15 protein-coding genes are annotated in these 20,414 nt (G+C 65.4%); 4 read left to right on the forward strand and 11 right to left on the reverse strand.

What is annotated here, in order from left to right; translation table 11 throughout:
* The first annotated feature begins 82 nt into the window (after positions 1-82).
* Positions 83-796: a monofunctional biosynthetic peptidoglycan transglycosylase gene (gene mtgA / locus NMD1_RS12470; protein ID WP_124808013.1), complete on the forward strand. Its 714-nt coding sequence runs from the start codon at positions 83-85 to the stop codon at positions 794-796.
* Positions 797-1,062: 266 nt separating this feature from the next.
* Here mtgA and NMD1_RS12475 read toward each other — a convergent pair whose 3' ends face one another.
* The 3 genes from NMD1_RS12475 to NMD1_RS12485 all read right to left on the reverse strand — a co-directional run bounded on the left by NMD1_RS12475 (position 1,063) and on the right by NMD1_RS12485 (position 6,924).
* Positions 1,063-2,211 (reverse strand): PPC domain-containing protein, encoded by a 1,149-nt coding sequence (locus NMD1_RS12475; protein WP_158453958.1) that lies wholly within the window; start codon positions 2,209-2,211, stop codon positions 1,063-1,065.
* A 200-nt stretch (positions 2,212-2,411) separates the two neighbouring features.
* The gene (locus NMD1_RS12480) at positions 2,412-5,774 is read right to left on the reverse strand and encodes a carboxypeptidase regulatory-like domain-containing protein (RefSeq protein ID WP_125954998.1); all 3,363 of its coding nucleotides are present in this window, start codon (positions 5,772-5,774) and stop codon (positions 2,412-2,414) included.
* 352 nt (positions 5,775-6,126) lie between these two features.
* On the reverse strand, positions 6,127-6,924 hold the full coding sequence (locus NMD1_RS12485) for a metallophosphoesterase family protein (RefSeq protein ID WP_125954999.1): 798 nt from the start codon (positions 6,922-6,924) through the stop codon (positions 6,127-6,129).
* Between the two features lie 245 nt (positions 6,925-7,169).
* Between NMD1_RS12485 and NMD1_RS12490 the strand changes: the two genes are divergently transcribed.
* Entirely contained in the window at positions 7,170-7,967 is a 798-nt protein-coding gene (locus tag NMD1_RS12490) for a TorF family putative porin (protein WP_124808008.1), read from the forward strand.
* 154 nt (positions 7,968-8,121) lie between these two features.
* Positions 8,122-8,556, forward strand: coding sequence for a VOC family protein (locus tag NMD1_RS12495; RefSeq protein WP_125955000.1), 435 nt, complete (start codon positions 8,122-8,124; stop codon positions 8,554-8,556).
* Positions 8,557-8,644: 88 nt separating this feature from the next.
* Here NMD1_RS12495 and NMD1_RS12500 read toward each other — a convergent pair whose 3' ends face one another.
* From NMD1_RS12500 to NMD1_RS12525, 6 genes are all read right to left on the reverse strand, one after another.
* On the reverse strand, positions 8,645-8,899 hold the full coding sequence (locus NMD1_RS12500; protein WP_125955001.1) for an ATP synthase F1 subunit epsilon: 255 nt from the start codon (positions 8,897-8,899) through the stop codon (positions 8,645-8,647).
* Positions 8,900-9,008: 109 nt separating this feature from the next.
* The gene (gene atpD / locus NMD1_RS12505; protein WP_124808005.1) at positions 9,009-10,457 is read right to left on the reverse strand and encodes a F0F1 ATP synthase subunit beta; all 1,449 of its coding nucleotides are present in this window, start codon (positions 10,455-10,457) and stop codon (positions 9,009-9,011) included.
* Positions 10,458-10,486: 29 nt separating this feature from the next.
* On the reverse strand, positions 10,487-11,359 hold the full coding sequence (locus NMD1_RS12510; RefSeq protein WP_125955002.1) for a F0F1 ATP synthase subunit gamma: 873 nt from the start codon (positions 11,357-11,359) through the stop codon (positions 10,487-10,489).
* A gap of 101 nt (positions 11,360-11,460) precedes the next feature.
* Positions 11,461-12,990 carry a F0F1 ATP synthase subunit alpha gene (gene atpA, locus NMD1_RS12515; protein ID WP_124808003.1) on the reverse strand — a complete coding sequence of 510 codons (1,530 nt, stop codon included), beginning with the start codon at positions 12,988-12,990 and terminating at the stop codon, positions 11,461-11,463.
* A gap of 31 nt (positions 12,991-13,021) precedes the next feature.
* Positions 13,022-13,576, reverse strand: a complete 555-nt coding sequence (locus NMD1_RS12520) for a F0F1 ATP synthase subunit delta (RefSeq protein ID WP_124808002.1) — start codon at positions 13,574-13,576, stop codon at positions 13,022-13,024.
* A 194-nt stretch (positions 13,577-13,770) separates the two neighbouring features.
* Positions 13,771-15,333, reverse strand: a complete 1,563-nt coding sequence (locus NMD1_RS12525) for a S1C family serine protease (protein ID WP_233497586.1) — start codon at positions 15,331-15,333, stop codon at positions 13,771-13,773.
* Positions 15,334-15,413: 80 nt separating this feature from the next.
* On the opposite strand from NMD1_RS12525, the gene NMD1_RS12530 reads away from it, so the two are divergent.
* Positions 15,414-16,490, forward strand: a complete 1,077-nt coding sequence (locus tag NMD1_RS12530) for a bifunctional transcriptional activator/DNA repair enzyme AdaA (RefSeq protein WP_125955004.1) — start codon at positions 15,414-15,416, stop codon at positions 16,488-16,490.
* 57 nt (positions 16,491-16,547) lie between these two features.
* Here NMD1_RS12530 and NMD1_RS12535 read toward each other — a convergent pair whose 3' ends face one another.
* Both NMD1_RS12535 and NMD1_RS12540 read right to left on the reverse strand, forming a co-directional pair.
* On the reverse strand, positions 16,548-18,047 hold the full coding sequence (locus tag NMD1_RS12535) for a hypothetical protein (RefSeq protein WP_125955005.1): 1,500 nt from the start codon (positions 18,045-18,047) through the stop codon (positions 16,548-16,550).
* A gap of 132 nt (positions 18,048-18,179) precedes the next feature.
* Positions 18,180-20,348, reverse strand: a complete 2,169-nt coding sequence (locus NMD1_RS12540) for a primosomal protein N' (protein WP_125955006.1) — start codon at positions 20,346-20,348, stop codon at positions 18,180-18,182.
* Positions 20,349-20,414: the final 66 nt, after the last annotated feature.

Raw genomic sequence — 20,414 nt, forward strand, 5'->3', positions numbered from 1 at the left:
GTAATGTGCAGGCAAGAATCACGGATTTCCGCGCCTTTCAAAGCCTCTTTGCTTGCCGCGTGGCGTCCGGTAAGCAATGGGCATGTTCGAGAGCCTGAAGCCCTCCCGCCCGACCCGCAACCATGGCTTCGCCTATCGCGCCGGCTGGTGGATAGGCCGCGCGATCGTGGCCTTTCTGGTGCTCAGCGTGGGCCTGACGGTGCTGTACAAGTTCGTGCCCGTGCCCGTAACGGCGACCATGCTGATGGACCCCAACGGTTTCACCAAGGACTGGACCTCGCTGGACGCTATCGATCGCAACATGGTCGATGCGGCGATCGCCGGCGAGGACGCCAAGTTCTGCCTCCATTCCGGCTTCGATGAGGACGCGATCCTCACTGCCTGGCGCCGCAACCAGCAGGGCGGGCGCATTCGCGGCGGCTCCACGATCAGCCAGCAGACGGCCAAGAACGTGTTCCTGTGGCAGGGCGGGGGCTATTTCCGCAAGGGGCTGGAAGCCTGGTTTACCGTGCTGATCGAGACGATCTGGGGCAAGCGGCGGATCATGGAGGTCTATCTCAACGTCGCCGAAACCGGGATCGGGACGTATGGCGTCGAAGCCGGCGCCCAGCGGTACTACAACAAGGGGGCGCGGCACCTTTCCCGCATCGAGGCCGCCCGCATTGCCGCCGCTTTCCCGCAACCCAAGGTGCGCGCGGTGACCGGGGCTACCGGCTTCACCCGCCGCCACGGCAACGCCATCGCCGCGCGCGTCAACACGGTTCGCGCCGATTACGACACCTGCGTCTATCGCTGAACGAAGTTGGCAGCGGGAGGAGGCTTGCCGGCGTCTCCCGAGGCATCAGGAGTTCTCCCCGGCCGGGATCGAGTCGGCCGCGGACCGCACCGCCGGCCTGTGCGATGTTGGTTCGATGTTGAGACGACGCGGACCAGCCGTTCCCACCCGCGGAAAGGATGCCTGTCCAAAAATTCATGAAGCGGCGGGCGGGAGAATAAAGGTGGCGTCCGGCTGGCGCCGGCTATGCAAGGCAGGCCGGGAAAATCCCCGGCCTGCCCGCGGTTTCAGTTTCCGGCTTCCTTGACGATCAGCGTGTAGTCGCCGCCATCGTCGCCCACGCTGAACGCGCGGACCCGCACGAGCAACTGCCCGCTGGTGCGCGCGGTGATGTTCATCTTCTCGGTGCCCGAGGTGTTGTCGTCCACGGTGCGGCTGGCGGCAAAGCCCGCGCCGTCCTTGCCGTCTTCGGGCTCCAGCGGATCGGGCTGGCCGACTTCCAGCACGGCGTCATAGGGCGCGTTGAGTTCGAGGCGATAGGACCGCCCGGCCACGACCGGCAGGGTATAGAGCCGGGTATCATCGCTGCTGGCCAGCTTGCCCTGAACCGGAGCGCCGGCACGGAGCGCGGCGGGCGGCGGCGGCGGCGGCGGGGCCTGCGTCGGCTGCACCACCACGGTCGCGTCGTTGGTTTCGTCGGACAGCGATTCCAGCTGGACGTAATAGGTGCCCGTGGCCGGCAGCTTGCGCTGGATCTTGGGGTTCAGCCCGTCGCTGTCGTCGTTGTCGGCAATCACTTCATAGCCGCCGCCGGCAACAGGCGCGGCCAGGTGCAGCACGGTATCGCTTTCCGAGGTCGCGGTGATCTTGACCCACTGGCCCGCCTTGCCGGCGAACGACCAGACGCGCGGCGCGCCCTTGCTGATTTTCACGAAATCGCTGCCGCCGATCTCCAGCGGTGTGGCCGGGCGGGGCTGGGCGGAAACAGCGCGCGGGCGCAGCAGGATTTCGCGGGCCACGTCGGCGGCGTCGGTGGCGATCACGTAGCGTCCGGCCTTGGGGGCGGACAGGCGCAGCGTCAGCGTGCCATCGTCCGCGCGCGCCAGGCTGCCGCCGCTGGCGAAGACTTCGCTGGGCAACGGTGCGACGATCCTGCCGGTCGCGTCGCAGGCGGAAAGACCGGTGGCGGGTGCCTTGCTGTCGTGTTCGTCACCGTCGTCGGAACCGGCCGCGGCAACCGGCGCCAGCTCGATCTGGAGGCCTTCGCCGGCCGCGAGATCGACGGCGAAGCGCGGGGCGGAGCCTGCCGGCACCTGCTCAAGCTTGCCCACGGGCAAGGCGCGGGCGCCGTCGGCGGAACAGGCCGCCAGAGCCGGATCGGCAAGCGCGATCGTGGCGAGGGCGAACGAGGCGGAAAGAAGCAGTCTGGTCTTCATTTCGAGAAACGGTCCCATGCGCCGGGTCCGAGATGGAAACCGGCGGCGATGTCATGCCATGAAGCGCGCGCCGACGCAGTGGGGAATCGCACACCGATCCGCACACTATTCCGTTTCGGAGATGTCTGTTTCGCCAACGAAAAGCGCGGGAGGAAGCCGTGCTTCCCCCCGCGCTTTGCGTGTGCCGTTCTGCGCTGCGATCAGAAGCTGATGCGCGCGCCGATGCGGATGGTGTAGAGCGAGGAGCCGTTGGTGGTCACCAGTTCGTCGGCCAGAATAGTGTCAGAGCTGGGCGAGGAGTAGGTGTAGGCACCACACGGGTTTGCGCCGACAGCGGTGCAGGTCACCTTCGCTACGGTTTTGCGATAGGGGAAGCTGGCGCGCAGTTGCTGGCCCCACGAGCTCTTCAGCAGATTGGTGAAGTTCTCGATGTCTCCGAATACGGAGAAGCGCGCGCCCAGCGGCAGAGGCAGTTCCTGTTCCAGATGCAGGTCGATGCGGGTGAACGCCTTGGAACGGAAGGCATTGCGCGGTGCAACCTGCCCGCGATAGGCGGCGAGGCCCGAACCGTTGATGATCGCGTCAATTCGCGCACCCGTCGCCGGTGTATCGTAGAGCACCTTGGGGTCATTCAGTCCCGTCGGTACATAGAACAGGTAGCGGGTGTTGGTACCTGCCGTGCCGAAAGTGTTCGACCGACTGCCCGAAACATCCTGCATGGAGTAACTGAACGGACTGCCCGCGCGGGTCGTGCCGAACAGGTCGAGCCGGGTCTTGTAGTCGCCGAAGAAGGCATGTTCGTAAGACAGGTTGTATCGGAACGCCCAGCGCACTTCGTCGTTCGCGTGGCCGGGCGAGATCGAATTCGGGTCGTAGTACGTCGAGTTGCCGTAGTTCGACGAAGCGATCGACGAGGTCAGCGCACCGGCATCACGCACGTCCTGCCGGGTATAGGCACCGCCGATGGTCAGGCCGAAGTCCCAGGTCTTGTCGAAGCGAACCACACCGATCCAGCTGCGGCCGTAGTCGGTGTTGGTCAGCAGCAGATCCTGCCCGGTGTCGCGCGGATTGGGTACTTCGAGGCCGTTCTGGTAGCGCTGACGCCCGTCAGGCGTGAATGCCCCTGGCGAAGCACTTGATATAGCCTTCGAACGCAGGTCAACGATAGTCACCTGGCTGCGGACCTTCGAATAGAGCAGATCGGCGCCGAAGTGCCAGCCATCGCCGAGCGGACCGAGATCGGCAGTATAATCCGCCGACAGCGTCGCGCGCCATTGGTTGGGCATCTTCAGGTTGGGGTCGATCGCGTTGATCGTGGTCGTGGCGTTGGGGTTTGACGTCAGCGCTCCCGCCGCAGCCTGAACTGCCGTGTTTGCTGCGTTGGGGACTACCGTGAATGAGGGATTGTTCAGGATCTGCGAAGCAATGGTCGGGTTGTTGCCCGCGCCCGAGCCGTTGAGTTGATAATTGCCGGCATCGGTGACCAAGGCAGAGATGGAGGTATTGATCACGCCGGTATTGGAGAACGAGTTTCCAAGATAGACGTCCGGCGAACCGCCACCGAAGATGCCGCCGCCACCACGAACGGTCAGGCGCGGCGTTGGCTTGAAAGTGAAGCCAAGGCGCGGCTGGACGAGGCCCATGCCTTCGATGGAGTAGGTGTTGGGAAAGCCATAACGACGCAGGAAATTAGGGTTGAGTTGCGGGTGCGACGACGTGCCAAAGAGGTCATAGCGAACGCCCGCCGAAACGCTCAGCACGCTGTTGACGCGCCAGTCGTCCTGAAGGCCGAAGGTGAAGGCATCGTAAGCGAAATTTGCGGCCGCATCATTTGGATTCAGCGTACCCGCATTGTTGTAGCTGAACGACTGGGCATTGCCGTTCTGGAAATCGGCGATGGTATCGAAGTAATAAGTACCGGCCGATGGATTGACGAACAGGTTGAACGTCTTGGTGTGGTTCCATTCGCCCAGCAGGCGGAAGTTGTGATCGCCTGCGCGCAGCTTGGCCGAAATCGAGCCGCCCCATGTGCGGACACGGAGAATGTTCGACTGGCTGGGGCCGCCCGAACCCATAATGTACTGTGGTGTACCTGTAGGGCAGATCACGCTGACATTGGTGGTATCCAAGGCGGCATTACGGTTGGGTGCGTTGTGGTCCGCGCAGATCGCGAACTGCGCGGTGCGGCCCATCAGCGGGAACTGGCCGCTGTCATAGGCCTTGTAGAGCGCGCGGAATTCGGTCGAGAACTTTTCCGACCAGTCGGCGTTCCAGTTCAGGATGCCGGCGCGCAGCTTGTTGGGCTTGGTATAGGCGTTGGACGAGAGGCCCAGGTTGGTACTGCCGGTCGTGGTGTTCACGATCAGCGAATCCTTGGTGTACAGGCCGGTCAGCGAAACGCGCTGCGTTTCCGAAAGGTTGGCGTCGAGACGGCCGACGATGCGATCGTCCTTGTCGCCGTCGGTCTTCAGGATGCCACCCGGATCGAAGCTGTACTTGGTCTTCGCGATGCTCTGGATCAGGGCAAGGTCGGCATTGGTCGCGCCGGTGACGGGCGTGCCGGAATTGTCCTCGACCGTACCGGGCTGCACGGGGCGTGCCGCGCGAACGCGCTCGGCCGAAACCATGAAGAACAGCTTGTCCTTGATGATCGGGCCGGAAAGCGTGGCGCCGAAGTCCTTGCTTTCGAACGAGGGCAGCGGGATCCGGCCATCGGGGCGCGTGATATAGGGCGCGGTCTTCTTGCCGGTCAGCGCATCGGAGCTGTAGGTGAAGAATGCGGTGCCATGCCAATCGTTGGTGCCCGATTTCAGGATCGCGTTGCTGACGCCGCCCTGGAAGAAGCCTTCGCGGATGTCATAGGGCGCGACCTTGGTTTCGAACTGGCCGATCGAATCCAGCGGCACCGGCCCGCGGCGGGAAGGCAGAGCGTCGGGGTTCAGGCCGAAGCTGTCGGTGATCGGCACGCCGTCGATGGTGAAGCGGTTGAAGCGCGGGTTCTGGCCGGCGAAGGATACCTGGCGACCGTTGGTCGAACTGGTGTCGAGCGTGGCGAAGGGGTTGCGTGCGGCAAGGTCGCGGATGTCGCGGTTGACCGAAGCCACCTTCGAAATCTGTTCCGAGGTCAGCACGGTCACCGGGCCGGCGGAGAGATTGCCGGCGCCCTTGATGCGGGTCGCGGTCACGATGATCGGGGCGCCCTGGTCTGCGCCGGTTTCGGCGGCGGACAGTTCGATGGGCAGCGAGAAGGTCTGGCCGACGACGGTGTAGACATCGGTCACGGTCGCGCCGGGGTGGCCGGGGGCGGTGACCTTGACGGAGTAGGGGCCGCCAGGACGAAGGCTGTTGGCGGTGAACACACCGCTACCGTCGGTGGTGGCGCTGGTGATCGTCCCGGTGGGCAGGTGCTCGATGGTGATCGTCGCGCCGGCGATAGCGGTCCCGGCGTCAGTAACCGAGCCGCGCATGGAGGCGGAGGTTTCCTGCGCATAAGCGGGCGTGGCGATGGCGGTCGCCAGCGAAAGGCCAGCCACGCTGGCGGCAAGGAAGAATCTGAACTGCATGTCGAACCCCGTTTTGGACCGGAAAACCAGCCTTTGAGCGTCCATCGCCCGACGTTTTCCGTATCCTTCGCGGATGCGGAATCACCCCTCGGAGCAATGGGCGGGCAACTCTTAGCGGCCCTGCCGGAAGACTCGAACAGGTTGCAGATGACACCGATATTGCAATGTTTAGACATTGTGACGACATGTGCCGACGCACGCGGAAAAAATGTGCGATCTTTGGCGAAGAGAAGACGCAAAAGGTCCTCCCTGCGGTCACTTTGCGTAATATTATTGCATATGTTGCCATACTGCAACGCAGCAGGAATTTTCGATGCAGAGTGGCCTCGCCAATGGCGCGGCACCGCTCTGGTCAGGAAATTCCGGCCGGGTCGCTATCCGACACCGTTACCAGCCACTGTCGCGTGCCTTCGAGGCCGATCCCTGTCAGCCGGCCGGATTGAAAGGCGCCGGTATCTAGTCCGATCCGGTTGGATTTGAATTCCGGCTCGTCCACGATCGTGTGCCCGTGCACCACCATGAATTCGCGAACCGACCGGTCCTGGAGAAATTCGCCACGGATCCAGCGCAGGTCCGATCCGGTCTGCTCGGCGATCGGCACGCCCGGGCGGATCCCGGCGTGGACGAAGAGGTAGTCGCCGATATGGACGCGTTCTTCCATCGCCTGCAGGAAGGCGATGTCTGCCGGGGGCACGCGTGTCGCCATGGCCTTGCGCAGATCCGCCATGGCAGCATGGTCGCCCGCGTCCGGATCTATCTGATAGCTGGCAAGGGTTTCACGGCCGCCGTATCGCAGGAAATGGCGCAGCGTTTTGTCGTCGTCAAAGCTGCCGAGGAACATCTCCTCGTGGTTGCCCTGGACAAGGCGGACCCGGCGTTGCCGGCCCCATGTCCGCGCCGCGTCGATCACGCCGGCACTGTCGGGGCCGCGATCGACCAGATCGCCCAGCAGGATCACCGTGGTTTCGGCCGGATCGCGGGCCGCGTCGTCGGCGTCGATCCGGTCGATCATCGTCCGGAACAGGTCGAGCCGCCCGTGGATGTCGCCGATCGCATAGAGGCGCTGGCCAGGCGGAACCGCCGCCCAGGACACCATCGGGGCAGCATCCGTGGCGCGACGCCGGAACAGGGAACGGAGCGTACTGATCATGACTTTCCGGGATTCCAGTAACGAATATGCGCAGTGCTGCGAGGCGAAACAAGCGGATTGCGCTTGATGATGCAGAAAAGACACATTCATTTACAATCGGGCAACATCAGGCAATTTTCATCTTGTGCATTGCAGCACGGAAATGCACTTCTCGGCCGGCAAGCCCAAAGCCGGTCCAGATATACGAGACCGGCGGGGCTCCGCAGGCGGGACGACGCGTCAAGAACAAGCAAAAGGAAATGCTCATGCGTACGTCCATCAAGGCCCTTCTGGCCTCGACTCTTCTCGTCTCGACGCTGGCCGCTGCTTCGCCCGCTCTGGCGGACGAGACCGCACCGCCGAGCGATTTCAAGATCACTGGCAGCGCCGCCGTGGTCAGCCAGTACCGGTTCCGCGGCATCTCGCAGTCGAACAACCGCCCGGCGGTTCAGGGTGCGATCACCGTGGCCCACAGCTCGGGCTTCTACGTTTCGACTTGGGGGTCGAGCGCCTCGGCCGGCAACAGCACGGTCAACATCGGCGGCACCGAAATCGATGTTTACGGCGGCTACACCCACGGTCTGGGCAGCAGCGGCGTGACGATCGACGCGGGTCTCTATGGCTATATCTATCCGGGTGCGCCGGGCCTCAACTACTACGAAATCTACGGCTCGCTCGCCAAGACGGTCGGCCCGGTCAATGCCAAGGCGGGCGTGTTCTTCGCTCCGAAGCAGACCGTGCTCGATGCGACGCCGACGCACCACAGCACCTATGTCTATGGTGAACTGAGCGGCGGCATTCCGGGCACGCCGATCACGCTGCACTCGCACCTGGGCCACACCGGCGGCGGCTTCAACTACACGAAGCAGTACATCGACTATAACGTGGGTGCCAGCCTCACCTGGAAGAACCTGACGTTCGACGCTTCGGTCGTCGGCACCAACGTCAGCAAGTCGGATGCGGCGGCGGCGCCTTTCGCCGACCAGACCGGCACGGCTTCGCCCTTCGAAACCTATCGCGCGGCCAAGGCCGTGGGCGTGTTCTCGGTAACCGCCAGCTTCTGACCTTCCGGCCGAAAGGCAGGATGACGCGGGGGCCAGCGCCGGAAATCGGTGCTGGCCTTTCGTTTGGGAAAACCTTTCCGCGCACCGCCCTTGGGTTTGGCGGGGAAGGGCACTACCTTGGGCGCGGACGTCCTCCAGACAGAGCGAGTGCCGCGTGACCAAGTATCTGCATACCATGATCCGGGTGACCGACCCGGAGGCCACCATCCGCTTCTTCGAGCTTATCGGCGTGCACGAAGTGCGCCGGATGGAAAGCGAGAAGGGCCGCTTCACCCTGATCTTCCTGGCCGCGCCCGGCGGGGAAGGCGTGGCCGAAGTGGAACTGACCTACAACTGGCCGCCCGAGGACGGCGAAGGCGAAACCTATTCCGGAGGCCGCAACTTTGGCCATCTCGCCTATCGCGTCGAGAACATCTACGAAACCTGCCAGAAGCTGGCCGATGCCGGCCACATCATCCACCGCCCTCCGCGGGACGGGCACATGGCCTTCGTGAAGACGCCTGACGGCATATCGGTGGAACTGCTGCAGGACGGGCATCTCGAACCGGCCGAGCCGTGGGTCAGCATGCCCAACACCGGCAGCTGGTAAGGCTGACGCGACCGGGAAAACGAAAAGGGCCGCTCCCGGAAAGGAGCGGCCCTTTTCATGGGTCCGAGCCCGGCAAGCGAGAGAGGCGTCAGCCCTCGACGTGCTCCGCCAGCACGGTCAGCCCCTTGGCGCTGACTTCGGCGAAGCCGCCCTGGACCTGGATTTCCTCCGGCGCGACGCCTTGGCTCTTGTAGAGCTTGATCGTGCCGTCCTTGACCGTGGACATGAACGGCGCGTGGCCTTCCAGCACACCGAATTCCCCGTCCGTGCCGGGGACGACGACCATGTAGACCTGTTCCGAGCGGACGAGGCGGGCCGGGGTGACGAGTTCGAAGTGCAGCATCTTGAACCTCTTCTCCCCTCACGCTTGCGGGAGGGGCCGGGGGTGGGCAGGGGTGCGGCACTTGCCCACCCCAAACCCCTCCCGCAGGCGGGAGGGGCTTACCGGAGCATCAGGCCTCTTCGGCCAGCTTCTTGGCCTTGGCGACCGCTTCGTCGATGCCGCCGACCATGTAGAACGCGGCTTCGGGCAGGTGGTCGTATTCGCCGTCCACGACAGCCTTGAACGAACGCACGGTGTCTTCGACCTGCACGAACTTGCCGCTGATGCCGGTGAACACTTCGGCGACGTGGAACGGCTGGCTGAGGAAGCGCTGGATCTTGCGGGCGCGGGCGACGGTGAGCTTATCCTCTTCCGAAAGCTCGTCCATGCCCAGGATCGCGATGATGTCCTGCAGCGACTTGTACTTCTGCAACGTTTCCTGAACGCGGCGCGCGGTGTCGTAGTGCTCCTGGCCGACAACGGCGGGCGTCAGCACGCGCGAGGTCGAGTCGAGCGGGTCGACCGCCGGGTAGATGCCGAGTTCCGAGATCGCGCGGTTCAGCGTGGTCGTCGCGTCAAGGTGCGCGAACGAGGCGGCCGGCGCCGGGTCGGTAAGGTCGTCCGCGGGAACGTAGATGGCCTGAACCGAAGTGATCGAACCCTTGGTGGTCGAGGTGATGCGTTCCTGCAGCTGGCCCATGTCCGTGGCAAGCGTTGGCTGGTAGCCCACGGCCGAAGGAATACGGCCGAGCAGCGCCGACACTTCCGAACCCGCCTGGGTGAAGCGGAAGATGTTGTCGACGAAGAACAGCACGTCCTGGCCTTCCTGGTCGCGGAAGTATTCGGCCATGGTCAGGCCCGAAAGCGCGACGCGGGCGCGGGCGCCCGGGGGCTCGTTCATCTGACCGAACACGAGGGCGACCTTCGAGCCGTCCGGCGTCGGGTTGCCGTCGGCGTCCTTGGCGATAACGCCGGCGTCGAGGAACTCGTGGTAGAGGTCGTTGCCTTCACGGGTGCGTTCGCCCACGCCCGCGAACACCGAGACGCCGCCGTGGCCCTTGGCGATGTTGTTGATCAGTTCCTGGATCAGCACGGTCTTGCCCACGCCGGCGCCGCCGAACAGGCCGATCTTGCCGCCGCGCGCATAGGGGGCGAGCAGGTCGATCACCTTGATGCCGGTGACGAGGATCGCGGCTTCGGTCGACTGGTCGATGAATTCCGGAGCCTTGGCGTGGATCGGGGCGGTCTGGTCCGCGCCCACGGGGCCGCGTTCGTCGATCGGTTCGCCGATCACGTTCATGATGCGGCCCAGCGTCTTGGGGCCGACCGGCACCGAGATCTGCGCACCGGTGTTGCTCACCGGCTGGCCGCGGGTCAGACCGTCGGTCGAGTCCATCGCGATGGTGCGGACGGTGTTTTCGCCCAGGTGCTGCGCCACTTCGAGAACGAGGCGGTTGCCGTTGTTGTCGGTTTCGAGCGCGGAGAGGATCGCCGGCAGCTCGCCATCGAAGCTCACGTCGACGACGGCGCCGATGACCTGGCTGATCTTGCCGGTGGAGGTCGCTACTGCGGTGGCCATGGTTCTTTCCTTGCCTTCTGTCCCGATCGTCAGAGCGCTTCCGCGCCCGCGATGATTTCGATGAGTTCGGTGGTGATCGCGGCCTGGCGGCTGCGGTTGTACTGAATGGTCAACTTGTTGATCAGCTCGCCGGCGTTACGCGTGGCGTTGTCCATCGCGGTCATCGACGCGCCCTGTTCGGACGCTTCGCGTTCCAGCAGCGCGCCGAACACCTGCGTGGTGACGTAGCGCGGCAGCAGTTCCTCGAGGATTTCCTCCTCGCCCGGTTCGTACTCCACCACCGCATCAGCCGAGGCGGCGGCGGTGGGGGCGGGAACCGGGATGATCTGCGTGGTCACGGGGTCCTGCGCCAGCGCCGACTTGAACTTCGGCGCCACGAGGTGGGCGACGTCGAACTTGCCCGCTTCGAACATGGCGAGGATCTGGTGCGCGATCGCGCTGGCTTCGTCGAAGCCGGGCGTGCGCACCGTGCTGGTGTCGAAGTTCTCGACGATCGCCTTGGGATAATCGCGGCGCAGCGGGGCGCGGCCCTTCTTGCCGACGAGGTAGAAGGTCACGGTCTTGCCGGCGGCGATCAGCGCGCGCGCCTGGGCCTTGGCTTCCTTGACGATGTTCGAATTGAGGCCGCCGCACAGGCCCTTGTCGGTGTTGACCACCACAAGCAGATGGCGCTGGTCGGAACCGGTGCCGCGCATCAGCAGCGGCCCGTTGTCCTGCCCGGCGACCTTGGCGGCAAGGCTGCCCATGACTTCGGCCAGGCGACTGGCATAGGGGCGCGCGGCCTCGGCCGCCGCCTGCGCCTTGCGCAGCTTGGCCGCCGCGACCATCTGCTTGGCCTTGGTGATCTTCTGGGTCGACTTGACCGAGTTGATCCGGCCTTTGAGTTCCTTCAGCGAAGCCACTCAATTTTCTCCAATTCGTCACCCCGGCGAACGCTGGGGTCCCTATCCACTAGGCCGTACCTGGCGGCACGAGATCCCGGCTTGCGCCGGGATGACGTGTGTTACGCGAACTGCTTGGCGAACGCGTCGAGCGCGGCGACCAGCTTGCCCTTGGCTTCGTCGCCCAGGTCCTTGGTGTCGCGGATCAGGCCGAGCAGGTCGGCATGGCTCGTGCGCAGGAAGCTGAGCAGCTCGGCTTCGTACTCGGTCACGCGGCTGGTCGGCACGGCATCGAGGTAGCCCTGCGTACCGGCGAAGATCACGCATGTCTGTTCTTCGAAGCCCAGCGGCGAGAACTGCGGCTGCTTGAGCAGCTCGGTCAGGCGCGCGCCGCGGTTGAGCAGCTTCTGGGTCGAAGCATCGAGGTCCGAACCGAACTGCGCGAAGGCAGCCATTTCGCGGTACTGCGCGAGCTCCAGCTTGATCGAGCCGGCCACCTTCTTCATCGCCTTGGTCTGCGCCGACGAACCGACGCGCGACACCGAGAGACCGACGTTGATGGCCGGACGGATGCCCTGGTAGAACAGGCCGGTTTCAAGGAAGATCTGGCCGTCGGTGATCGAGATCACGTTGGTCGGAATGTAGGCCGAAACGTCGCCCGCCTGGGTTTCGATGATCGGCAGCGCGGTCAGCGAGCCTGCGCCGTTCTCGTCGTTCATCTTCGCGGCGCGCTCGAGCAGGCGGCTGTGGAGATAGAACACGTCGCCCGGATAGGCTTCACGGCCCGGCGGGCGGCGGAGCAGCAGCGACATCTGACGATAGGCGACGGCCTGCTTGGAAAGGTCGTCGTACACGATCACGGCGTGCATACCGTTGTCGCGGAAGAACTCGCCCATCGTCGCGCCGGTGTAGGGCGCGAGGTACTGGAGCGGTGCCGGTTCCGAAGCGGTGGCGGCGATGACGATGGAATATTCCATCGCGCCGTTCTCTTCGAGCTGGCGGACGATCTGGGCGACGGTCGAGCGCTTCTGGCCGACGGCGACGTAGATGCAGTAGAGCTTCTTGCCTTCGTCGGTGCCGGCGTTGACGGCCTTCTGGTTGATGAAGGTGTCGATGGCGACGGCGGTCTTGCCGGTCTGGCGGTCACCGATGATCAGCTCGCGCTGGCCACGGCCGACGGGAACGAGGGCGTCGATCGCCTTGAGGCCGGTCTGCACGGGTTCGTGCACCGACTTGCGCGGGATGATGCCCGGCGCCTTGACTTCCACGCGCTGGCGGCTGGCGGCCTCGATCGGGCCCTTGCCGTCGATCGGGTTGCCCAGCGCGTCGACCACGCGGCCCAGCAGGCCCTTGCCCACGGGCACGTCCACGATCGTGCCGGTGCGCTTGACGGTATCGCCTTCCTTGATCTCGGCGTCCGAGCCGAAGATCACGACGCCGACGTTATCGGCTTCGAGGTTGAGCGCCATGCCCTTCACGCCGTTGGTGAATTCCACCATTTCACCGGCCTGGACCTTGTCCAGCCCGTGAATGCGGGCGATGCCGTCACCCACGGACAGCACGGAGCCGACTTCCGAGACCTGGGCCTCGGTGCCGAAGCTGGCGATCTGGTCCTTGATGACCTTCGAGATTTCAGCGGCGCGGATTTCCATGTTCAGCCTTTCGTAGAACCTGTGGGGCTTTTCAGCCCTTCATCGCCTGGGCGAGAGAATTGAGACGGGTACGGATGGAGCTGTCGATCATCGTGCTGCCGATGCGCACGACAAGACCGCCCAGAATTTCGGGATCGACGCTGGCTTTCACCTTCACGTCGCGCCCTTCGCGTTCCTTGAGCTTGGCCGAAAGGTCGGCAAGCTGCGCGGCGTCGAGCGGGTGCGCCGTGGTCACTTCGGCCGTCACCTCGCCGCGCGCGGCGGCGGCGATCGCCGAGAAGGCGCGCACCACGTCGGGCAGGGCGGACAGGCGTCGGTTGCCGGCCAGCACGCCCAGGAAGTTCTTCGTCAGCGGCGCCAGATCCAGCAGGCTGGCGATTCCCTCGACGACCTTGCCGGCGGCTTCGCGGCTGACTTGCGGGTTGCGGATCAGCGCGGCCAGATCAGCCGATTCGCGGATCGCGGCAGACAGCTTTTCGAGATCGCCTTCCACGGTGGAAACGGCGTCCTGCTCGCGCGCCAGATCATAGAGCGCCGATGCGTAACGCCCTTGCAGACTGGCCGTAATGCCGCTGGAAACTTCCACGCGCTCAGGTCCCCCTTCATTCGGATAAGCCGATTGGGCCACGCACACGCTTTAACACGTGGTAGCCCGCAGACGGGGCGCGCCTAGCAACGTAACCGTCGTATTACAAGATGCGAGTTTCGCGCCTTCGACCTAGGTCGCGCAATCGTATTCGTTACGGATCGTATCGCGCCGGCCGGCTTTGAAACGGACTCTCAGGGCTGTGGCTGGCAGTTGTAGCGCATCCGCTCGTTCGGTTCGGCCGGAAGCAGCGCCTTGATCGCCTGCTGCGCCTCGCCAAAGCGGCGCGCGGCGTCGGTCGGGGCGCCGCACGCCGGGGCTACGATTTTCTTCCGTTCGGCACGCGCCTTGTTCATGTCATCAAGGCTCATCAGGAACCGCTCGACAATGTAGGTCCGCGTCGCCGGGTCGTAACGGTTGACCGAAATCGTCTCCTCGCTGTCCGGAACGAGGATTCGCGTCCAGCCGTCCTGGGCCAGCCCATATTGCGCCCGGCCGTTGACGCAGCCGTCCGCGCTCCATGCCAGCGGCACGTCGGTGATGTCCGAAACGGTGACGCGGCTGCGCTGGGTGTCGATCACGCAGACCAGGCGCCCGGTGCCGTCGGTTGCCCCGCCCGATGGCGTGGCGCCGGGCGTCGGGCTGGCGGTGGCGAGGATGTCCTCCGCGCGCGTCTCGATCGATTCGAGCGAGGGGCGCACCAGCCAGGTCACGATCGCGGCCAGCAGCAGCACGCCCCCGGCGCCGCCCGCGATCCGGACGTTGCGTGCCTCGTCGCGCTGCGCGAACAGCAAGGCACTGCCGCCGGCCAGCAGCGCCGCCACCAGCAGCAAGGCCGCCAGCGCCATGCCGTTGTCGCGTTCCGAAAGAACCGCGATTTCCGCATCGCGACGCGCTTTTTCCAGCGCTTTCGCCTTGGTGGCGCTCTTCGCTTCGGCATCGGCGGCCTGGCGGGCCTGATCGCTGGCGGCGCGTTCGCTTTCGGCGCGGTCGAGGTCGGCGATCGAGGTGCAGGGGAGCCCGCTGACGTGGGCTTCCACCTTGGCCTGCCTGAGAAATGCGGCCAGTTCGCGCATCGAAATGGCGAAATAGAACGCCGAATCGGTACTGTTGTCGCTGACGGTGCCGAAACTGTTCACGCCCAGCACGCGCCCGCACGAATCGAACAGCGGTCCGCCCGAATTGCCCGCGCCGATGGGGGCTGTGTGCAACAGCGTGTCGAACGATTTGGACGTGCGCCCGGCCGAAACGTAACCGCGTGCTTTCACGGGGGCCTGCGGCGTCACCAGATCGGCCATCGACAGGCCCTGCGCCAGATCGACGTTGCCCGGATAGCCGACGGCATAGACTTCGGCGCTGTCCGCCGGAGCGCCCGAAAACAGGGTGACGGGCGAAAGCGCGGCCTTGCCGTCGATTTTCAGCAGCGCCAGATCGTTGCGGGGCGAATAGGCGACAAGGCGTGCCTGATAGCCGCTGCGCCCTTCGGCGGGCACCACACCCACGATCAGCGAATCGTCCTGGCGCAGCTGCTCGACGACATGCGCGTTGGTCACCACCAGATCGGGCGCGATGACAAAGCCGCTGCCGTGCGTGATGAGCTGGGCGTTGCTGCCATCGTTCTGGATGATGACCACGCGGACCACGCTCCGGCTCGCCGCGGCGATGTCGGCGGGATCGGCCAGCGCCGGCGCCGGAATGGCGATAAAGGCAAGGAGCAGAAGGGCGATGACGCGGGCGGTGCGGCGGATACTCGGCATAGCCGAGCGTTCTCGCGCCGTTTTGCTTTGACCGCAAGTTTCGGGAAGCGGCTGCCATGCGATGGCGATAGAAGGGGGCCATGACATCGCCCGAAGCCCTGATCGACAGCACGCCTTACGGGGCCGCCGGAAGCGGCTCCGGCATCGATTTCGACTGGGCCTATGGCGCGTTCGAGCGGCGGGACCGCAGCCTGGACGGGCGGTTCGTTGGCGCGGTGCTGACTACCGGTATCTACTGCAAGCCGAGCTGCCCGGCGCGGCGTCCCCGGCGCGAGAACGTGGTGTTCTATCCCGATGGCCAGGCGGCGCGGGCAGCGGGCTTCCGGGCCTGCCGGCGCTGCCTGCCTGACGAGGTCGGCCGCGATCGCATCGCGGTCGAACGGGCGGTGGCGCTGTTGCAGGAGGAAAACGCGCCCAGGCTTGAGGAACTGGCGGCGCTGGTCGGCTATGCGCCGCACCATTTCCAGCGGCTGTTCAAGCGCGAAACCGGCCTTTCGCCTGCCCGCTATGCGCGCGAGCGGCGGGCCGAACGGGCGAGGCAGGCGTTGGAGACGGCGGGCAACGTCACCGAGGCGGTCTATGCGGCGGGCTATTCCGCGCCCAGCCGCTTCTATGAGGAAACCGGAAAGGAATTGGGGATGACTCCATCGGCCTGGCGCAACGGCGGCGCGAACGTCGAGATTCACTGGGACATCGCGGAGACGAGCCTTGCGCCCATGCTGCTGGCGGCAACCGCGCGGGGAATCTGCCGGCTTTCGTTCAACGAGGACGAGGCTGATCTGCGCGCCCGCTTTCCCCATGCCACGCTGGTGCGCGGCGGCGAATACGTGGCGGCCCTGCGCGAAGCGGCCATCGTCGCCTGCGACAATCCGGCGGAAATGCCGGACCTGCCGCTCGATGTGGATGGCACCGCGTTCCAGCAGGCGGTGTGGCGCGAACTGCGCCGCATTCCGCCGGGTGAAACGCGCAGTTACGCCGAAGTCGCCGCCGCGGTGGGCAAGCCCTCCGCCGTGCGAGCGGCCGGGTCCGCCAACGGCGCGAACAACATCGCCGTGCTGATCCCGTGCCACCGGGTGATTCGTTCGGACGGCACGCTGGGGGGCTATGCCTATGGCCTCGACATCAAGCGCGCGCTGCTGGAACGCGAAAGCGCTTGATTCCGGGCGGGAAAGCAGCAGTCCGGCCCGGCAAGGAAGCGGATGACAGGCGCTATTTCAGTGCGCCGCGTTGACCGAGGCCTTGCCGTCCTTCTTCTCCTGATCCCGGTGCTTCTGCATTTCCCGCAACGATAGGAGCACGGAGATTCCCGCCTGGGCGTTGTGCGGGTCGAAAGCGATGGGCCGGACCACCGCCAGCGCGTTGGTGAAATCGTCATGCCGGGCAAGATCAAAGGCATAGGCGACGCGGATATCCGTCACGTCGGGCGCAAGCTGGAATGCACGAGCCAGCGCGTCCCGAGCATTCTGCGGAGGTGCCTCGCGGCGCAACCCGAAATTCCTGTACCATTGATACAGCACGAGCGGATCGTTGGGATTGCCCGCGTTCGCCCTGCGCAGCAGCGTGCCGACTTCCTTCCAGCGCGCGGGATCGTTATTGCCGATGAAGTGCAGATGTTCGGCCTGCGCCTCGGCCTTGTAGAGCAGAGCGCGAACATGCACTGGATCGAGCGCGAGCACGCGATCCAGTGCGTCGGCGGCGCGTTGCCGCAGAGCCGCCTTGGCACTGCTGTCCGAAGCTTCGTTCGCGGTAACGGTGGCGGCGCGGGCGAATTCGAACCAAGCCGACGCGGAAGTGGGGTTGGCCTGCGCGATCAGGGCCAGTGGTTCGACCGCCGAAGCGGCATCGTCGCCGGCCCGGCGCATGAGGCGATAGGGGATGAGCTGCGTTTCCACCGCGTCCAGTTGCTCGATGGCCGGTTCGGGGGCGTCCGAAGCGGGCATATCGAACCTGTAGTAGGTCAGCCGCCCCGACCGGTACTTGTCGAGATCCTTGTCCAGCTGGGCCAGATCGCCAAACGCCTGCTGCGCGGCCTCGGAGAGCGCCGTTCCGGTGTTGACCAGGTTCAGGTAGGCATCCATCTGGCCTTTACGCTTCGTGCCGACCACCAGCATGTGGGTCAGCAGCCACGACCGGCCATAGCGGAAGTCCAGCTGTTCAGCGTTGCCGCTGAACGACGATTCGCCCAGAATCGCCGTGATCGGCACCGGTGTGCTCATGAACAGTCCGTAGGCGCGGTACTTCGGCGGGCGGCCGATTTCGTATCCGCCCTTGGCCGGAAACTCCACGGTCGCCAGCAGTTCGGCAAAGCCTTCGGTGAACCACGCGGGATAGGCACTGACGAAGTTATGCAGCATGAAATAGTGCGTGTATTCGTGGAAAAGCGTGGAGTCCCGGTCCAGATCCAGTTCGTTGCTGGCGCCTTCCCGGTTGGAGAGGATGATGCTGCCCTCGGTGTCCGGCTTGTAGAAACCCGCGGTGGTCTTGGAGCCTCCCATCAGCTTGGCGACGTTTTCCTGCGAGCGCAGGATGTATATGTCGATCGGCGGGGTATCGGGGTCGAATATCGCCTTGTAGCGATCGTTGAGAACCGTTTCGAACTTCTGCGCCTTTTGCGCGAGCATCCGCAGCGCCTTGGGATCGCCTTCGCTGTACATCACGAAATGCGCGGTACGGGCGCGATACCAGGCCGCCGCGTGCGAAGGCACTGTTCCCATTAGCAGCAGTCCGGCGGACGCCAAAACCGCCAACCTTGTGATCCCAATGCGCATTCGCCTTGTTTCCCCCGCCCAAGATCGCGGCAAGTTTCACAAGGTTTCAGCCGTTTGCAACGGGCTTTTCGATCGGATTTAGACGAAGCTGTAAGGATCGATGTCCACGGCCACGCGCACGCCTTGCGGGAAGCGCAACGGGTCCAGCCAGGCACGGATCACGCGCTGGAGTTCGGTGGAGCGGCGCGCGTTGACAAGCAGGCGGTAGCGATAGCGTCCGCGCAGCAGCGAAAGCGGGGCCGGGGCGGGGCCAAGGATCATCATGTCGGGCAGTTCCGGACGGGTGCCGCCGATCGCGCGCGCCGCCTCGCGCGCTTCGGCCTCCTCCTCGCTCGAGACGATGATCGCCGCCCAGCGCCCGAACGGGGGCGCGCCGGCGTCGCGGCGCGCTTCGGTCTCGGCGGCGTAGAAAGCGTCGCGGTCGCCGCTGGCCAGTGCCTCGATCACTGGCGCTTCGGGATGGCGGGTCTGGATCAGGACTTCGCCCGGCTTCTCGCCGCGCCCGGCCCGCCCGGCAACTTGCGCGATCTGCTGATAGGTGCGCTCCGCCGCGCGCAGATCACCGCCTTCCAGGCCCATGTCGGCATCGATCACCCCAACCAGCGTCAGGTCGGGGAAGTGATAGCCCTTGGTCACGAGCTGCGTGCCGACGATCACGTCGATCGCCTTGTTCGATGCCTGCTCCACGAATTCGGCGGCCTTGGCAGGACTTGTCAACGTGTCTGAAGTTACCAGTGCAACCCGCGCCTCGGGAAGAATTTCCGCCACCTCGTCGGCGATCCGTTCCACGCCCGGCCCGCAGGCGACAAGGCAGTCCGGCTCGCCGCATTCGGGGCATTTGTCGGGCGTCGGCACTTCGTGTCCGCAGTGGTGGCAGGCCAGCCGGCGCGACAGGCGGTGCTCTACCAGCCAGGCGGAACAGTTCGGGCACTGGAAGCGATAGCCGCAGTTGCGGCACAGCGTGAGCGGGGCGTAGCCGCGCCGGTTGAGGAACAGCAGCGACTGTTCGCCCTTTTCCAGCCGGTCCTTCAGCGCTTCCACCAGCGCAGGCGCCAGCCAGCGGCCGCGGGGCGGCTGCTGTTCGCGCAGATCGACCACTGCGATATCGGGCAGCGACGCTCCGCCGAATCGATCGGGCAGCACCACCCGCTCGTAGCGGCCGGCTTCGGCCATCTGCAGGCTTTCGAGCGCGGGGGTGGCGCTGGCGAGGATCACCGGCACGCTTTCGAACCGGGCGCGCATCACCGCCACGTCGCGCGCGTTGTAGCGCACACCATCGTCCTGCTTGAACGAGATTTCGTGCGCCTCGTCGACGACGATCAGGCCAAGTCGCGCGAAGGGCAGGAACAGAGCGGAGCGCGCGCCCACCACAACGCGCGCGTCACCCCCCGCGATGGCGCGCCAGGCGCGGCGGCGCTCGGAGGACTTGAGCGAGGAATGCCAGGTCACCGGCGCGGCGCCGAAGCGCGCCTCGAAGCGCTTGAGGAAACTTTCGGTCAGCGCGATTTCGGGCAGCAGCACCAGCACTTGCTGCCGCTTGCCGATCGCGCGGGCGATGGCTTCGAAATAGGTTTCGGTCTTGCCCGAACCGGTCACGCCATCGAGCAGAAACGGACGGAAGGCATGCTCTTCCACCGCCGCGACGAACTTGGCCGCCGCCTCGCGCTGCTGGTCCGAAAGATCCGGCACGGCATGGCGCGGATCGGGCGCGGGGTAGGGGCGGTCGCTGTCCACCAGCACGGGTTCGAGCAGCCCGGCATTGACCATCCCGCGCAGGACGCCGTCGGAAACGCCGGCGATCTCCGACAGTTCGCGGATCGTCGCCTGCTGGTCGATCAGCAGGTCCAGCGCCTGCGCGCGTTGCGGAGTGAGCCGCCCAGTCGGTTCCCGCCCGGTCAGGCGGTATTCGGTGACGGTGCCGCCGCCCCGCAGCGCTGCCGTGCTCGAGAGCGCCATGCGCGCAACCGAGGCGATCGGAGCGAGGTAATAGTCGGCGCACCATTCGATCAGCCGGCGGAGCGGCGCGGGCAGGGGCGGCACCGGCAGCACGGCGAGAAGCGGCCGCAGCTTCGAATCGGGAACCTCGGTGCCGGGCAGCCGCTCTGCCTCCCACACCACGCCGACGATCTGGCGCGGGCCAAGCGGCGCGACCACCACCGAGCCCGGCTCCACCGCCATGCCATCGGGCACGCGGTAGTCCAGCGGGCCGAGGGCGGCGTTAAAGACGAGGCAGCGGACGCGGTTCATGCGTGGATGGTTATATGGGGCGGATCGTGCACGGGCAAAGGGGCGCAGCCTCTGGCATGGGGATAC

This window comes from Novosphingobium sp. MD-1 (assembly GCF_001014975.1).
Lineage (GTDB): Bacteria > Pseudomonadota > Alphaproteobacteria > Sphingomonadales > Sphingomonadaceae > Novosphingobium.

Bases quoted from the DNA above. Each gene is read 5' to 3' on its own strand.
- NMD1_RS12540 (WP_125955006.1), bottom strand. From the start codon at position 20,348: ATGAACCGCGTCCGCTGCCTCGTCTTTAACGCCGCCCTCGGCCCGCTG.
- NMD1_RS12500 (WP_125955001.1), bottom strand. From the start codon at position 8,899: ATGCTGCACTTCGAACTCGTCACCCCGGCCCGCCTCGTCCGCTCGGAA.
- NMD1_RS12530 (WP_125955004.1), top strand. From the start codon at position 15,414: ATGACATCGCCCGAAGCCCTGATCGACAGCACGCCTTACGGGGCCGCC.
- NMD1_RS12535 (WP_125955005.1), bottom strand. From the start codon at position 18,047: ATGGGAACAGTGCCTTCGCACGCGGCGGCCTGGTATCGCGCCCGTACC.
- mtgA (WP_124808013.1), top strand. From the start codon at position 83: ATGTTCGAGAGCCTGAAGCCCTCCCGCCCGACCCGCAACCATGGCTTC.
- atpA (WP_124808003.1), bottom strand. From the start codon at position 12,990: ATGGAAATCCGCGCCGCTGAAATCTCGAAGGTCATCAAGGACCAGATC.
- NMD1_RS12485 (WP_125954999.1), bottom strand. From the start codon at position 6,924: ATGATCAGTACGCTCCGTTCCCTGTTCCGGCGTCGCGCCACGGATGCT.
- NMD1_RS12525 (WP_233497586.1), bottom strand. From the start codon at position 15,333: ATGCCGAGTATCCGCCGCACCGCCCGCGTCATCGCCCTTCTGCTCCTT.
- atpD (WP_124808005.1), bottom strand. From the start codon at position 10,457: ATGGCCACCGCAGTAGCGACCTCCACCGGCAAGATCAGCCAGGTCATC.
- NMD1_RS12490 (WP_124808008.1), top strand. From the start codon at position 7,170: ATGCGTACGTCCATCAAGGCCCTTCTGGCCTCGACTCTTCTCGTCTCG.
- NMD1_RS12475 (WP_158453958.1), bottom strand. From the start codon at position 2,211: ATGAAGACCAGACTGCTTCTTTCCGCCTCGTTCGCCCTCGCCACGATC.
- NMD1_RS12480 (WP_125954998.1), bottom strand. From the start codon at position 5,774: ATGCAGTTCAGATTCTTCCTTGCCGCCAGCGTGGCTGGCCTTTCGCTG.